Source organism: Chlorobium sp. N1 (genome assembly GCF_004332115.1).
Lineage (GTDB): Bacteria > Bacteroidota > Chlorobiia > Chlorobiales > Chlorobiaceae > Chlorobium.
This window is the reverse complement of sequence record NZ_SJPA01000005.1, coordinates 59,966-74,265: the sequence shown is the minus strand read 5'-3', so window position 1 is coordinate 74,265 and position 14,300 is coordinate 59,966. Positions and strand designations below refer to the sequence as shown.

The window sequence follows — 14,300 nt, the reverse complement described above, 5'->3', positions numbered from 1 at the left end:
GGGAGCCTAAAGTTCGCCGGGAGGCATCGCCGCAACTTCCGCAGCAGTAAAGACCGGGCCCTCCTTGCAGATGTAGACCGATCCCACGTTGCAGCGCCCGCACTTGCCGATGCCGCACTTCATGCGGTTTTCCAGCGTCGTATAGACGTTCTCCTCCTCGAACCCCAGTTTTTTCAGCGAAGCCAGGGTGAACTTGATCATGATCGGCGGCCCGCAGAGCACGGCGACACAGTTGCCGGCCGACGGCGCGGCTTCCTCAAGGACGCTCGGCACGAATCCGACCCGGTGCTTCCAGTCGGGCGACTCTCCGCCCGGATCGACCGTCAGCACCAGCTCGACGTCCTCGCGCCGTCCCCACTCCTCGAGCTCCTCCTTGTAGACGAGGTCGGCTACGGTCCTTGCGCCGTAGACGATCGTCACCTTCCCGAACCGGTCGCGCTGGTCGAGGCACGACCAGATGACGCTCCGGGTGGGGGGCAGTGCGATGCCTCCGGCGATGAAGAGAAGGTTCTTCCCGTGGAACTCTTCGATCGGAAAGCGGTTGCCGTAGGGCCCGCGGAAGGTGACCAGGTCGCCTTTCTCTGCGGATGCAAGGGCCGTGGTGACGCGGCCAGACCGGCGGAAGGTGCATTCGACATAGTCGTTGCGTGTTTCGGGGCTTGCAACGCAGAAGGTGCTTTCCCCTTCGCCGTAGACGCCGTAGAGTCCGAACATCCCGGTACGATAGGACTCCCTGAACCGCTGCAGGTCGGCCGGGTCCTGGAACTCGAGCCGAAGCGTGCGTACTCCGGGAGCTTCGTCGCGCGTCTCGGCGATCTTCATGATGGCGGGACGGTAGATGTTTTCGAATGGTGTCATGTCCTCTCGGATTGCTTTTGCTTGGCCGCGATCGTCTGCAGCGTTTCGGTAACTCCCATGTCGACCGGGCACTCTCGGGTGCAGCGTCCGCAGCCGGTGCAGCTGTCGACATCGAACTTCCCGCCGTAGTAGTTGAATTTGTGCATGATCCGCTGCCTCCACCGTGCTCCCTGGGTCGCTCGCGGGTTGTGGCCGGAGGTGTGCATGGTGAAGAGCTGGAAGGAGCAGCTGTCCCAGTTCTTGCGCCTGATCCCCTGGTAGGTGTCGCCTTCGTCCTGGATGTCGAAACAGTGGCAGGTGGGACAGAGGTAGGTGCACGAACCGCAGCCGATGCAGCGCTCGGATATTTCCCGCCAGAAGGGGCTTTCGAAGTTCTCCTTGTTTGCCAGCCAGCTGCGGCAGGCTTCGAGGTCGAACTTCACCGGCACTTCAGCCGGGGCCGCCGTTGCGCCGCTGCCCTCCCTGAGATGCTGTTCGATCGAACTGAGCGCCTTGTGGCCACGGTCGGTTACGGGCTCGACCTGCCAGCCGTTGCCTGCCTCCAGCGGGCGGAGCAGGACGTCGGAACCTTTCGCGGAGTCGGGCGAGAGCCCGAGCGAGGTGCACATGCAGAATTCGTCGGGTTCACGGCAGGCGATGGTGAAGACCACGGAACTCTCACGCCGGCGGAACCAGTATTCATCATGGTAGTCCCAGTCGAAGAGGGCGTCGTCGATCGCCATGGCGGCGGAGTCGCAGGCCCTTGCGCCGAAAATGATGCGTCCCTCCACCGGAGGCATGAATTCCTCCGTTTCGATCTCCCTTTTCCCGATCCGGTACCCAAGCATGGGTTCCGTGCGGGGGAAGAAGAGTTCTTTCAGGGTGGTTCGGGTGATGAGCAGGTCGAAATTGGCCTCTTCGGCACGTTCGACCTCCCTGAACCCCGAGAGCGCACCCTCCCCGACGGGGGCGAGAACGGTAAGCCCTTCCTTCCGCCAGGAGGCGAAACAGTCGCTGAGGCTCTCGAGATAGAGTAGTGTGGCCATGGGTCCTTGCGTTCGCTTAGAGTATGAATGTCTCGGGGTCGTCCTTGCGGAAGCTGGCCAAAGCCGGCTCCTGGTGCTCGTCCATGCCGGGGTAGTGGTCGAACGCCTCGAGGACCTCCCCGGTCATTTTCCGGTTCAGCAGGTGGAGCGGGATGTCGACCGGGCATGCGCGGCCGCAGTTTCCGCATTCGACGCACCGGCCGGCGAGGTGGAACGCCCTGACGAGGTTCCACTCCAGGTTGCCGAGGGTATGCGATGAGGTGTTGACCCACTGCGGCTGGTTGTTGTCGACGACGCAGCGGCGGCACCAGCACATGGGGCAGGCCTGGCGGCAGGCGTAGCACTTGATGCAGCGGGAGAATTCCCCTTGCCAGAACGTGAAGCGCTCAGCCGCGTTCATCGCTTCGAGCTTCGCGGCGAGTTCGTCGGGAGCCTGCTTTTTGCGCCGCTCCTTATGCGCCAGGATGGCCTCCGAGAAGTCGGCGGCCCTCTTGCCCTCCATCGCCTTCACCTCGTCTCTGTCGATTTCGAAGCCGAGGATGCGCACCTGTGCGGATGAGAGCTGCGATTCGGCGGCAAGGATGTTGATCGTGCGCACTCCCTCTGTCGAGAGATAGACGGCGATCTCCCTGCCGTCGCTGAGGAGCCCCTCCCGAAGAAGGTAGCCGGCGAGGTTGGTGCGGCACCGGGCGTCGAGGACGAGTCGACTGCACTCCTCCGGCTCGGTGATGAATACCGGGCGGCGTCGCTCCGGAGTGGTGCCTTCGGCATAGCCGACGACCATCTTGACGGCTCCAGCCGCGAGCAGCTCACGGGCTTGCGACCGATAGTGTTCCTGTAGGCTCATGGGTGCGGTTGAGTGTTAAAGCGGTGCAGGACTGCCGGTTTCGGCAATGAGGGCATGGTACTGTTCGAACGGCCCGATCCGGCGGATATCCTCGGTGATTTCTGAGATCAGCTCGGCGAACTTCCGGCCTTCGGCGGCGCTGATCCAGGAGAACCGCACCCGTTCTTCGGGTACGCCGGCGAACTGCAGGAGCGAGTTGAATACCGTCCAGCGCCTCCGGGCGTGGTAGTTGCCGTGGTCGAAGTGGCAGTCTCCGGGGTGGCAGCCGCTGACGAGCACTCCGTCGGCTCCTTTCTGCAGGGCCTTGAGGATGAACATCGGACTGATCCGGCCCGTGCACGGCAGGCGCACGATCCGCACGTTCGACGGGTATTTCAGCCGGCTTGTGCCGGCAAGGTCGGCTCCCGCATAGGTGCAGTAGGTACAGACGAATGCGACGATCTTGGGTTCGAATGGTTCGCTCATGGGTGGTGTTTTTCCCCTCTGGTTCGGACGTGGTGGGCTTCAGAGGCCCATCACCTCCGCAAATAGCTGTTTTTCGCTGAATCCCGCCAGGTCGATGCTGTTCGAGCGGCAGAACGTGACACAGGTGCCGCATCCCTGGCAGAGGCCGGCGTTGACCGACGCGACCCGGCGCAGGACGTTGCCCGAGCGGTCGGTGAGATCCTTCTTTTCGATGGCATTGAATGGACATGCAAGCACGCAGCCCCAGCAGCCCGAACAGGTCGCCTCGTTGTTTCTGGCGATGACGGGCTCGCGCTCGAGCCGTTCCCGGCTGAAAAGCGAGAGCACCTTGCTTGCCGCGGCCGAGGCCTGGGCGACGGAGTCGGGGATGTCTTTCGGCGACTGGCAGGCTCCTGCAAGAAAGATCCCGGCCGTTGCGGTTTCGACGGGACGGAGCTTCATGTGGGCTTCGCTGAAGAACCCGTAATCGTCGCAGCCGATGCCGAGCTTTTTGGCCAGCTCCCTGGCGTCGGGCTGCGGCACCATGGCCGTCGCCAGAACCACCATATCGGCCTGTACCTCAACCGGCCTGCCGAGCAGGGTGTCGGCGCCGCGGACCACAAGCCGGCCGTTCTCCTCCCAGAGCTTGCTGACGCGTCCCCTGATGTAGCCGGCGTTGTCCTCCTCGGCGGCACGCCGGGTGAATTCGTCATAGCCCTTGCCTGCGGCACGGATGTCCATATAGAAGATGCGGCTCTCTGCCTCGTGGTTCTTGTGCGCGTAGAGCATGGCGTGCTTGGCCGTGTACATGCAGCAGATCTTCGAGCAGTAGGGGACTCCTTTGGCGGGATCGCGCGATCCGGCGCACTGGATGAAGACGACGGTTTTTGGCTCTGCGCCGTCGGAAGGCCGCTGGACTTTTCCGGCTGTCGGGCCGCTTGCCGATGCGAGCCGCTCGAACTGCAGCCCGGTCACGACGTCGGCATAGCGCCCGTAGCCGTACTCTCCGTACAGGGCGGTGTCCTGGACCTGGAAGCCTGTCGCAACGACGATGGCACCGATTTCAAGGTCGAGGAATTCGTCCTCCATCTCGAAATTGATCGCATTCGTCTGGCAGACCTTTTCGCACACCTTGCATTTGCCGTTCTTGAAATAGGTGCAGTAGCGGCTGTCGATGACGGGCTTGTTGGGTACGGCCTGCGCGAACGGCGTCGAGATGGCGGTCCGCTTTCCGAGTCCGCAGTCGAACTCGCTCGGGATTTTCTTCTGCGGACACTTCTGCATGCAGTCTCCGCATCCGGTGCAGGCGGCGGGATCAACGTAGCGCGCCTTCAGGCGCACGCGTACCCTGAAGTTGCCGATGAAGCCCTCGACCTTTTCCACTTCGGAGTAGGTGAGCAGGCGGATGTTGGGGTGCTGCGATGCCTCCACCATGCGAGGCGTCATGATGCACTGGGAACAGTCGAGGGTCGGAAAGGTCTCCGAGAGCTGGGCCATGTGGCCGCCGAGCGAGGCCTCGCGCTCGACGAGCACCACTTCGCCTCCTGCGTTGGCGATGTCGAGGGCGGCCTGGATGCCGGCGATGCCGCCGCCGATGACGAGCGCGCGTTTCGTGACCGGCACCTCGATCGGATGAAGTTCGCTGTTGCGCTTGACCTTCTCAACGAGCGAACGGGTGATCTCGATGGCCTTCCGGGTCGCTTCGTCGGGGTTTTCATGCACCCAGGAGCATTGCTCGCGGATGTTGGCGATTTCGCAGAGATAGGGGTTGAGCCCTGCTGCGGCACAGGCCTTGCGGAAGGTGGCCTCGTGCATGCGCGGCGAACAGGCCGCGACGATGACTCCGGTGAGGTTCTCTTCGCGAACGGCCTTCTTGATGGCTTCCTGCCCCGGGTCTGAGCAGAAGTACTTGTACTCCGTGGCAACGCTGACGCCGGGATGGTTTTCCAGCGCGAGAACGACTTTCGAGCAGTCGACACGGCCGGCGATGTTCTCGCCGCAGTGACAGACGAAGACTCCTATTCTTGCCATTGGTCAGGGTACGATTTATGGTCAGTAGTGATCATGCACAGGGACAGCTATGATTCCCGCAGCATGTCGAGCGCAGGGACGAAATGTTTTCCGACGGCCACCTCTTCGGGGTCGGCCCCGAGAGCGATGGCGACCAGTTCGGAGATATAGTATACCGGCATCGCCTCAATGTCTTTGTATCGTTTCCTCATGCCTTCCTGGCGCATGTCGAGGTTTGCATGGCAGAGCGGACATGCCACCGCGAAGGCCTTCGCTCCGCTCGCCGCCGCATTCCTGGCGATGGCGTGCGTAAGGTCCTCCACCATCTCCTGCTGTGCGAGCGTAAGGCCGGCGCCGCAGCACTCGATCTTGTGCGACCAGTCGACCGTGGCGGCTCCGAGTGCCTCCAGCACGGCCTCCATCTTCATCGGGTTCTCGAGGTCGTCGAACTGCATGGCTTCGATGGGGCGGACGAGCAGGCACCCGTAGTAGCAGGCGAGGGTGAGCGTGGAGAGCGGCTTTTTGAGCCGCCTTGTGAGCTCGTCGGTTCCGATGGCTTCGAGCAGCTGGGTGACGCCGATGAAGCGCGCCTTTCCGCTCGCCTCCATCCCGGTCGTCTCCTTCAGCTCGCGGCAGAGTTCGGGGTCCTCGCGGAGTGCGCGCTGCGCCATGACCTGCCGGTTCTGGCATGCGGCGCAGGGGGCCAGCACGTACTCCATGCCGGCGGCATCGGCCAGCGCCTGGTTCCTTGCCGGAAGGAGCAGGGAGAGCTTGTGGCTGGTGGCATGGGCCGAGGTGGCGCCGCAGCAGTTCCAGTCGGGGATCTCCTGCAGTTTCAGTCCGAGCAGCCCGCACATCCTGCGCACCGAGATGTCGTACTCCTTGGCCGTGCCGCCGAGCGAACAGCCGGGGTAGTAGCCGATGGTCGATCCTGGCGCGATAACGAAGGGCTCAGGAGTCGCCGCAACCTGCTTTTGGGGGCGGCGTGCTGGGGCGGCATGCGCCATGGGCCGCTCCGACGCCCGGAATATCGCTTCTATCTGCTCCCTGCCTTGCACGTCCTCCCTGCCGGAAAGCGCATGCAGGGGGTTGATCTTGCCCTCCCTGAGCATCGTAAGGCCGGCTTTGGCATCCTGGAGGAAACTGCGGGTCCGGAGCTTGTAGCTGCCGACGAGCGAGAGCTCCCGGAGCCTTCCGTGCTTTCTGATGTTCTGGAGGAACGAGGTATGGAACGCGGTGACGAGTTTCTTCGCGCGCTCGTCGGAGACGATGCCTGTTTTGAGGGCTCTGGAGCGGAGGGCGTCCATCGTACCGGCGATGTCCATGTTCTGGGGGCAGCGGGCGGTGCAGGTCATGCATCCGACGCAGTACCAGAGCGCGTCGCTTTTGAGGGCTTCTTCGGCCATGCCGGCCTGCACGAGGCGCATGATGCGCGTGGGCGGGTTGTCCATCAGGCTGCCGGCCGGGCATCCTGCCGTGCACTTGCCGCACTGGTAGCAGCAGCTGTAGTCGTTGCCGGTTGCTTCCGAGAGTTCCTGACGGAGGCGTTGGCCCTCAATTCTCGAGTGTTCTGGCACGGGGCGGGTATGTCGTAGGGTTTCAGGGCGCGAGGGAATAAAAAGCGCATACTTTCCATTGTAACCAAATATTCAGAAAATACCATCCGGTAGTTGAATTCCGTCCCGTGCTCCGTACATTTCTTTCAGAAGCGGGCCAGCGGGGAAGCCAGACCCATTTGAGGAAAATACCCCCCAATTACAAGGAGGAACCGGCAATGTTCAAAGAGTTCAGGGAGTTCGCCCTCAAGGGAAACGTCGTCGACATGGCCGTCGGCATCATCGTCGGCGGTGCGTTCGGTGCGACCGTCAATACGCTGGTCTCCGACGTCATGATGCCGCCGCTCGGACTTCTGACGGGCGGGGTGGATTTCTCGAACCTCTACGTCGTCCTGAAAGAGGGCGCGCAGCCCGGGCCCTACGCGGCGCTTGCCAAGGCCAAAGCTGCCGGGGCCGTGACCCTCAATTACGGCCTCTTCCTCAACGCGCTCGTGAGTTTCGCCATCATCGCCTTTTCGGCGTTCATCCTGGTGAAGGCGGTCAACCGCCTCCGCAGGAAGGAGGACGCAGCGCCGGCCCCGCCCTCGAAGAAGACCTGCCCATACTGCCTGACGCAGGTGCCGCAGCAGGCGACACGCTGCCCGGCATGCACCTCGACGCTCGACTGAACGAGCGGCGGAGCGGTACGGGATCGGCGCCTGAAATTTATTGTCGGCGAGGTATTGAATTGAGCGGGTTTTTCATTAAGATTGCTGAACATCATTTTCCCGCGATCAACCCCCATTACGGATTACGCCCATGTTCGATGAAATCGAGTTTGACCGGATCAAACGCCTCCCCAAATACGTCTTTGCCGCAGTCAACGAGCTGAAGATGGCGGAGCGTCGGGCCGGGGAGGATGTCATCGACTTCAGCATGGGCAACCCCGACGGTCCCACGCCGCAGCACATCGTCGACAAGCTGGTCGAGAGCATCAACCGTCCGCGCACCCACGGCTATTCGGTCTCGAAGGGGATCTACAAGCTCCGCGGCGCGGTGGCCAACTGGTACCAGCGCAAGTACAACGTGGATCTCGATCTCGACCGCGAAGTCGTCGTCACCATGGGTTCGAAGGAGGGCTACGTCCATCTCGTCCAGGCCATCACCAACCCCGGCGACCTGGCCATCGTGCCCGACCCGTGCTATCCGATCCATTCCCAGGCGTTCATCCTTGCAGGCGGCAACGTCCACCGCATGAAGCTCGAGCTCAATATGGATTTCACGCTCGACGAGGAGGCCTTCTTCCGCAATGTCGAAACCGCGCTTCGCGAATCTACCCCGCGGCCGAAGTACATCGTCGTCAACTTTCCCAACAACCCGACGACGGCTACCGTCGAGCTGCCCTTCTACGAGCGCCTCGTCGAGCTGGCGCGCCAGGAGCGCTTCTACATCATCAGCGACATCGCCTACGCCGAGATCACCTTCGACGGCTACAGGACCCCCTCGATCCTCCAGGTGCCGGGAGCCAAGGACGTGGCCGTGGAGAGCTACACCCTCTCGAAAACCTACAACATGGCCGGATGGCGCATGGGCTTCATGGTCGGCAACGCAAAGCTGATCGGTGCGCTCGAGAAGATCAAGAGCTGGCTCGACTACGGTACCTTCACCCCGATCCAGGTCGCATCTACCGTGGCCCTCAACGGCGACCAGAGCTGCGTGCGGGAAATCACCGAAGTGTACCGCAAGCGGCGCGACGTCATGGTCAAGAGCTTCACGAACGCCGGCTGGGAGCTCACGAGCCCGAGGGCGAGCATGTTCGTGTGGGGTCGCATTCCCGAGCCGTTCCGCGAGATGGGCAGCCTCGAGTTCTCGAAGCGCCTCCTGACCGAAGGCAAGGTGGCCGTCAGCCCGGGCATCGGATTCGGCGCATACGGAGACGAGTACGTCCGCATCGCCATGATCGAAAACGAGGAGCGCATCCGCCAGGCGGCACGCAATATCCGCCGCTTCCTGCGCAGCCACGGCGTCGAAACCCCGGAACAGTAACCCATTCTCAGGGCATCTTGATCGTCAGGTCGAGCCCGAAGAGGTAGTCTCCCTCGATGCTGAACGCCCGCTCGCTCCCGGCTGAACTTCCGTCCCCTGACTCCGCAACTGCCTTGTAGGAGCCGTTCTTCAGCCCGTCCGATCGGAAATAGCCGAACCGGTTGGTCCTCGTCGCAGCAACGATCTCACCCTTTTCGGAGCGAATCGAGACGAGCGCTCCTGAAATTCCCTCGCCGTTCTCCCCGCATACCCTGCCGGCGGCGCCGTACTCCGCATGCAGCGGGATCTTCATTCCCGTCACGGCACCGTTCTTGATTTCCACCAGCATCTCCTTCTGTTCTGCAACCAGCTCGATCGGAAGATTCTCGCGGTCGATGGAGACCCTGTAGATCCCCGGGCGCAGACGTCCGACGAAGAAGTCGCCGTTGACCTGCCTCTGCTGCAGGCTCCTGCCGTTCAGGAGGATACGGATGTCGTTGATGTCGGAAGCCGGGAGGGTTGCCTCCCTGTCGACGTCGAGCGAGCCCGCCAAAGCCCCCCTCGTCAGCGTCACCTCGTTCCGGTTGATGGGGATGAACCCCCTCTGGGACCATCCGAGGTCCCAGGAGAGGGTCAGGGCGACGACTCTTCTTGCATCGGCCGCGCCCGCTATCGGAACGAGCTGGCTCGTCGAGAGGTTCGCGGCGTTGTTCATGTTGAAGCTGTACTGCATCGCCACCCGCAGCCCGGTGTTGAGGTAGCGTGCAAGGGAGCCGGAGAGGCCGAATGCGCCTTTCGAGTAGGAGAAGAGCGTCGAGACGTTCTGGCGCGACCCTCCGGCGGGGTACCAGTCGAAGCCCAGGTTGGTGATGGCATCAGCGGTGCTGAATGCGTAATCGTTGGCAAGGCTGAGGTTCAGCTCCCTTGAGAGGTCATGGCGGTAGTCTATGGAGAGGACCCCTCTGTCGAGGATTCCCGTCACCCTGTCGGAACCGCCGAGCCGCAACCCGGTCTCATAGCGGTAGGTCCTGTCGTCGTGCGGCGTCGCCGCAAGGCGCCACCAGCCGAAGGGGGAGAGGTTCGCGGCCGGGAGCAGGTAGCTGTAGGCGAGGCTGTCGTCCCCGGTCTCTCGGCGTCCGATCGCCTGGAGGCTCACGCCGTCGGCCGCTCGGAGTGTCCAGCGCATCGAGTGGCTCGCTCGCCGGGACTGTTCGGCCGAAACGTATCCCGCTTCACGGCCCGTTCCCCAGTAAGAGAGGTCCCAGTGGCGATAGGTCCCCTGAAAGCGCACATCCGCACCGTAGCGCCGGTTCGAACTGGCTCCGTAGAGCGCCGCCGTCCAGTTCCTTCCGATCGACAGCACGGCGCCGGAGAGGAGATCGGCGCTCCCGGTTTCGGTTTTCTGCTGGTATGCCTCTTCGAGGGTCACTCTGCGGCTGATTCCGTAGAGCACGCTCGTGAAGGCTTCCGTCTTGCGGGTCGAGCCCTCACGGCCGTCGAGGATGTTGCCGCTGCGGCCGATCCCTCCGCGGACCATGATTTCGCCGCCAGGCAGGGAGCGGGTTGCGAGCGATTGGCTGAAATCGACGATCTTCAGCGGATTTTCATTGAGGGAGCGCTCGTAGATGCGGACTTCGGTCCTGCGCAGGTCACTGTCCATCCTGACGTTCGCGAAGGAGAACATCCCGTCGAGGCGGATGCGCTGGCGTGCGACGACCTCACCGTCAAAACGCAGCTCGGCGATGCCTCCGGGAGGCGCCGTTCCCTCGAGGGTGCGCAGCTGGTTCGTATCGAAGTTCAGGAACGTTTCGCTGCCCCAGCCCTGTTCGGCATCGAGCCTCCCGACGATGGAGCGGCTGTTCCATCCGAACTGCGCGCCGGTCATGGCGGCTGATCCGATCAGGGAGTGCGTGCCCGAATAGCCGGTTCCGAGCCGCAGGGCCGTGTGGCGGTTGAAGGTCGTCCAGTTGTAGCGGGAGGGCGTCATGCGCTCCCCGGGATCACCCGTGGCCGTCACGCTCCAGACTCCCTTGAGGGCACGCCCGGACGACTCCAGAAGAAGGTTCTTCAGCGGTTCGTCGTCGAAGTCGAAATCGGTCCGCGCCTCAATGCCGATGTAGGAGATGGTGCCGGACGGGGCCTTGATGTCGGGCTCTTCGCCCCGTTGCTTCGATCCGCTCCCCGGCCGCCAGGGGATGTCGAGCATGACGGCGAAGAGTGAGGGATCGAAGGCGGGCCTCGCCAGAAAGACGCGCTTCAGCGCGCTGAAGGAAATGCACTCCTCTGAATCGAAGCTGCGAAGCGCGGAGGAGTCGAACGTCAGGGTTCCGAGATTGGTGGGGTAGCGGACGAGTTCGCCGGTGCGGCCCTCCTCCTGAAGCCCGCTCTTCTGCAGGAAGGAGTCGAACCCGATCCAGTACTCTCCCCGGCTGCGGTAGACGATGGTTTCGTCCTGGAGCGTCCCGTTGTAATAGATGCCGACCAGCAGGGTTTCGGCCTCTTCTGCTTCACCGCCACCCGGCCGTACGCCCGTCGGCGCCGGTGCGGCATCGAGCCGCCTTCCGGCCGGCGGCAGTGCGATAAGCGCCAAAGCAAGTGCGGCACTGCAGAGCGGTTTCAGATGTGGATGGGGGAGGGCGGACACCGATGGCTGCAGGGAATGGCGTTATGGAAAGAGTTTTTCGATTCGTCTGCCGTCGACCGTTGCGGCCACTGCGACCTCATATCCGCCCTCCGGTGCATCGGGAAGCGGAATCGAGGTCGACAACACTCTTTGGCTGCCAGCCAGGACCGGGGTGGTGTTCATGCTGCCGGCCGCCACGAACCCTTCGGGCATCTGCTCTCCCGGCTTGGTATTGAGGCATTCGGCCATGACGCCGTAGCCGGGGAAGGTGCCTTTCCGCCATATCGACCAGTTTCCCTTCAGCCGGGTATGCACGTTGCCGTGGTTCGTGAGCTCCGCCTGGATCGTTTTTCGGGTCCTGTCAAGACGGAGCGAGGAGAGTGCGCCTTTCTTCACAACGGGATCGACATAGGCGTACACGCCCACCCCGAGCCTGAACAGAAGCTGCACGCCGGTCTGCGGGTCTCTGGAAGGCTGTTCGGTGAAGTAGATGATGGCCCGGTGCTCTCCCGGATCCGGCTTCACCCTCGGGCGGATGGAGAAACGCACGACCTGCTCCTTGCCCGGTTCGATCGTGAAGGCGAGCGGGTTGATCACCATCCACTGGTCGATCGACTGCTCCGTCGGCGCGATCTCCCTCAGTTCGTTGTTCGGGTCGAGCGTCCAGTTGCAGACCTCGACGTTGAGGCTGACGGGCCTCTCCTTCAGGTTCCTGATGCGCACGGAACTGGTGACGGGACGATCTTCGAGCCTGAGCTCGAACATCGATGGCGAAACGGCGATCTGTCCGGGAGGTTCGGCGGATGCATTGTTGGCGGAGCATCCTGTCGCTACGGCAAGGAGAATGAGGAGGGCCCTGAGGCGTTTCATCGGGTGCGGGTTGAGGGGTTGCTCGATCTGCGGCGTCTCCGCCGCCGGGTACGCATTGTCAGGAAATATAGCCAACATGACGTGTTCCCGTGCAGTCTTTCTTCAGTCGAGGGCGTAGTGTTGCCAGCCGATCTCCTCGTAATCCTCCCGGCTGCACGCCATGCGTCAGGGTGAGCGCTGAGGATACGGATGAGATGGGATGGAGCGGCCGGGGGATCGTCGAACCAGTCAGCTCTTTGCGGGTAGGGCGGTGGAGCTGTCAGGAACGCAGGGCTGCGGCTTCGTGGCCAACGCTTCCGAAGCGGCTTCTCGACGAAGCCCGGCAAGGTAGTCGAGGAAGGATTCCGAAACGCTGACCGTCATGGTGGCTCCGGCTACGGAGGTTTCTCCGGCAAGCGCAGGGGAAGGGGAGAGGCACAGCGCAGCAAGGCACAGCAGAGTGCCTACTGAAGAGCTGATGGAGGTGACAGTCGTCATTGCCGCGGTGTTTTGCCGAAGTGGCTTTCACCTGCAATATACGAACTGCCCGCTCAATTAACTTCCTCTGGGGTGAACTTTCGCCTCTTACCCTGTTGGTGCCACCCGCCCGGCTTACTCGATCGTGAAGTTTTTCGATTCGAGGCGGCTTGTGATGCTGACGGGGTAGACGCCGGAAGCCGCCGTTTCCGATACTGAAAAGGTGATGCCGGCGATTCCTGCCTGAAGCTGATAGGTGTCGCCAGACTCGGTGACATTGACGGCTGGAGGCGTGAAGGTGACGAATATGCTCGAGTTCCCGGCGGTGTTCGGAACTTCGACGATCTGGGTCCTCTCTGAATAGAGGTTGCCGTTGATGCTGTATGAGGCCGTATACTTCGGTTTCTGGTCGTTCTTGGTCGTGAACGGGCTCGTATGCCAGAGATCGCTGATGGTGCGCTCGCGCAGATCAGTCGATGAGGCGAAATCGTCTTCGGGCAGTGACCTTTCGATATCGAATTGCTCCTGCCACTGCATCGCGACGGAAGCGCTGCCGATGCCGACGGCGCCGGTCTGGCCGGAATAGAGCTCTCCGACGGTGATGGCGACCTCTGCGTTTTCGAGGAAGGTGACTGACGCAGACTGAATTTCCTCGATCCCGATATCGGTTTTTGCCAGCGCATTCTCCACGGGCAACCAGGCGGCCGCAACCGAGAGCAATGCCGTCATGAGGAGATATGCGGATCGAAGTGCATGCATGGGAGCTTCGCGAATGATCGTTTCTGCCGGGTTCCTGTAAGGGAAAGGTACGTGAAAATGCAGAAACCCACACCGCCGTTTCCGCATTTTCCGACCCTTATGGCCAGCAGGGTTCAGTTCAGATCGTTTCGGCCGTGATCGTGAACGTTCCGGTATGTGCGCCGGACCTGGTGGTCTCGCTGAAGTCGAGCGTCATGGAGACGTTGCCGGTCGTCGCTCCTCCGCTTATGCCCCGGAGTGTGGTCGTGATTGAGCTGGCTGCGGAAACCGTGGACGTGGAGACTTTCCAGTCCTTCACTCCGATGGTCGAGAGGGCTTCTCCCGACCCCTGGGTCAGGTTGGAACCCTCGATTGCCACGCTGGCCGTTCCGGACGGAGACAGTCCCGCGACGGACCAGACGTTGCTCAGCGTAACCTTCCTTGTGGCGGGGCTGATGGCCTCGGGCGCTGCGATTTCTGCATTGAATGCCACGCCGTCCGATCCGCTCCAGGTCGCCTCGAAGGCTTTGTCTCCGCTGGCGCTCGAAGACGACGATGCCGTGAAGGCAAGGTTGATGTTGCTGTAGTAGCGCAGAACGATATACTCGGGAACGGTGACGTTCATGTTCGTCGTTCCGCTGGCCGATACCGATGCATTTGCCGATGAAGGAGCGAAACCTGCAGCGATAAGGGTTGCGCCGATGATGGCGCGCGAGAGTGTTTTCCTGATAGTCATTGCGGTAGGGGTTGGGGCGCGTGCCGTTATGGAGACTCATACGGCATTCATTATGCAAGCGCCGCGCCAAACCCTATAATACGCTGTTTACAATACCGCGAATACGCCCCTGAATGCGCTAAAATCCTGCATG

The 14,300-nt window shown here is 62.3% G+C and carries 13 protein-coding genes; 2 read left to right on the top strand and 11 right to left on the bottom strand.

The features are described from left to right. Positions 1–6 precede the first annotated feature (6 nt). Genes E0L29_RS07780 through E0L29_RS07755 form a run of 6 tightly spaced genes read right to left on the bottom strand, consistent with a single transcriptional unit; the run spans position 7 to position 6,761 of the window. Positions 7–858: an FAD/NAD(P)-binding protein gene (locus E0L29_RS07780; RefSeq protein ID WP_131357282.1), complete on the bottom strand. Its 852-nt coding sequence runs from the start codon at positions 856–858 to the stop codon at positions 7–9. Further along, the gene (locus E0L29_RS07775) at positions 855–1,883 is read right to left on the bottom strand and encodes a 4Fe-4S dicluster domain-containing protein (RefSeq protein ID WP_131357279.1); all 1,029 of its coding nucleotides are present in this window, start codon (positions 1,881–1,883) and stop codon (positions 855–857) included. Before E0L29_RS07775 ends, E0L29_RS07780 begins: the two co-directional genes overlap by 4 nt. A 16-nt stretch (positions 1,884–1,899) precedes the next feature. Beyond that, positions 1,900–2,730 carry a 4Fe-4S dicluster domain-containing protein gene (locus E0L29_RS07770; protein WP_131357276.1) on the bottom strand — a complete coding sequence of 277 codons (831 nt, stop codon included), beginning with the start codon at positions 2,728–2,730 and terminating at the stop codon, positions 1,900–1,902. A gap of 15 nt (positions 2,731–2,745) precedes the next feature. Continuing rightward, entirely contained in the window at positions 2,746–3,195 is a 450-nt protein-coding gene (locus tag E0L29_RS07765) for a hydrogenase iron-sulfur subunit (protein WP_131357272.1), read from the bottom strand. 39 nt (positions 3,196–3,234) lie between these two features. Next, on the bottom strand, positions 3,235–5,205 hold the full coding sequence (locus E0L29_RS07760) for a CoB--CoM heterodisulfide reductase iron-sulfur subunit A family protein (RefSeq protein ID WP_131357269.1): 1,971 nt from the start codon (positions 5,203–5,205) through the stop codon (positions 3,235–3,237). 47 nt (positions 5,206–5,252) lie between these two features. After that, positions 5,253–6,761, bottom strand: coding sequence for a heterodisulfide reductase-related iron-sulfur binding cluster (locus E0L29_RS07755; protein WP_131357267.1), 1,509 nt, complete (start codon positions 6,759–6,761; stop codon positions 5,253–5,255). Between the two features lie 197 nt (positions 6,762–6,958). Here E0L29_RS07755 and mscL point away from each other — a divergent pair, with 197 nt between their 5' ends. Continuing rightward, positions 6,959–7,408 carry a large-conductance mechanosensitive channel protein MscL gene (mscL, locus tag E0L29_RS07750; RefSeq protein ID WP_131357264.1) on the top strand — a complete coding sequence of 150 codons (450 nt, stop codon included), beginning with the start codon at positions 6,959–6,961 and terminating at the stop codon, positions 7,406–7,408. A gap of 130 nt (positions 7,409–7,538) precedes the next feature. Further along, entirely contained in the window at positions 7,539–8,765 is a 1,227-nt protein-coding gene (locus tag E0L29_RS07745; protein ID WP_131357261.1) for an LL-diaminopimelate aminotransferase, read from the top strand. Positions 8,766–8,772: 7 nt separating this feature from the next. On the opposite strand, the gene E0L29_RS07740 is transcribed toward E0L29_RS07745, so the two are convergent. From E0L29_RS07740 to E0L29_RS07720, 5 genes are all read right to left on the bottom strand, one after another. Continuing rightward, the gene (locus E0L29_RS07740; protein WP_131357258.1) at positions 8,773–11,334 is read right to left on the bottom strand and encodes a carboxypeptidase-like regulatory domain-containing protein; all 2,562 of its coding nucleotides are present in this window, start codon (positions 11,332–11,334) and stop codon (positions 8,773–8,775) included. A gap of 75 nt (positions 11,335–11,409) precedes the next feature. Beyond that, positions 11,410–12,237 carry a fimbria/pilus periplasmic chaperone gene (locus E0L29_RS07735; RefSeq protein WP_131357255.1) on the bottom strand — a complete coding sequence of 276 codons (828 nt, stop codon included), beginning with the start codon at positions 12,235–12,237 and terminating at the stop codon, positions 11,410–11,412. A gap of 228 nt (positions 12,238–12,465) precedes the next feature. Continuing rightward, positions 12,466–12,714 (bottom strand): hypothetical protein, encoded by a 249-nt coding sequence (locus E0L29_RS07730; RefSeq protein WP_131357252.1) that lies wholly within the window; start codon positions 12,712–12,714, stop codon positions 12,466–12,468. Between the two features lie 114 nt (positions 12,715–12,828). Next, positions 12,829–13,422 (bottom strand): hypothetical protein, encoded by a 594-nt coding sequence (locus E0L29_RS07725; RefSeq protein ID WP_131357249.1) that lies wholly within the window; start codon positions 13,420–13,422, stop codon positions 12,829–12,831. A 148-nt stretch (positions 13,423–13,570) separates the two neighbouring features. Continuing rightward, positions 13,571–14,167: a hypothetical protein gene (locus E0L29_RS07720; RefSeq protein ID WP_131357246.1), complete on the bottom strand. Its 597-nt coding sequence runs from the start codon at positions 14,165–14,167 to the stop codon at positions 13,571–13,573. Positions 14,168–14,300: the final 133 nt, after the last annotated feature.

Excerpts from the sequence above, each read along its gene's own strand:
- E0L29_RS07780 (WP_131357282.1), bottom strand. The coding sequence starts at position 858 with ATGACACCATTCGAAAACATCTACCGTCCCGCCATCATGAAGATCGCC.
- E0L29_RS07775 (WP_131357279.1), bottom strand. The coding sequence starts at position 1,883 with ATGGCCACACTACTCTATCTCGAGAGCCTCAGCGACTGTTTCGCCTCC.
- E0L29_RS07770 (WP_131357276.1), bottom strand. The coding sequence starts at position 2,730 with ATGAGCCTACAGGAACACTATCGGTCGCAAGCCCGTGAGCTGCTCGCG.
- E0L29_RS07765 (WP_131357272.1), bottom strand. The coding sequence starts at position 3,195 with ATGAGCGAACCATTCGAACCCAAGATCGTCGCATTCGTCTGTACCTAC.
- E0L29_RS07760 (WP_131357269.1), bottom strand. The coding sequence starts at position 5,205 with ATGGCAAGAATAGGAGTCTTCGTCTGTCACTGCGGCGAGAACATCGCC.
- mscL (WP_131357264.1), top strand. The coding sequence starts at position 6,959 with ATGTTCAAAGAGTTCAGGGAGTTCGCCCTCAAGGGAAACGTCGTCGAC.
- E0L29_RS07745 (WP_131357261.1), top strand. The coding sequence starts at position 7,539 with ATGTTCGATGAAATCGAGTTTGACCGGATCAAACGCCTCCCCAAATAC.
- E0L29_RS07735 (WP_131357255.1), bottom strand. The coding sequence starts at position 12,237 with ATGAAACGCCTCAGGGCCCTCCTCATTCTCCTTGCCGTAGCGACAGGA.
- E0L29_RS07730 (WP_131357252.1), bottom strand. The coding sequence starts at position 12,714 with ATGACGACTGTCACCTCCATCAGCTCTTCAGTAGGCACTCTGCTGTGC.
- E0L29_RS07725 (WP_131357249.1), bottom strand. The coding sequence starts at position 13,422 with ATGACGGCATTGCTCTCGGTTGCGGCCGCCTGGTTGCCCGTGGAGAAT.
- E0L29_RS07720 (WP_131357246.1), bottom strand. The coding sequence starts at position 14,167 with ATGACTATCAGGAAAACACTCTCGCGCGCCATCATCGGCGCAACCCTT.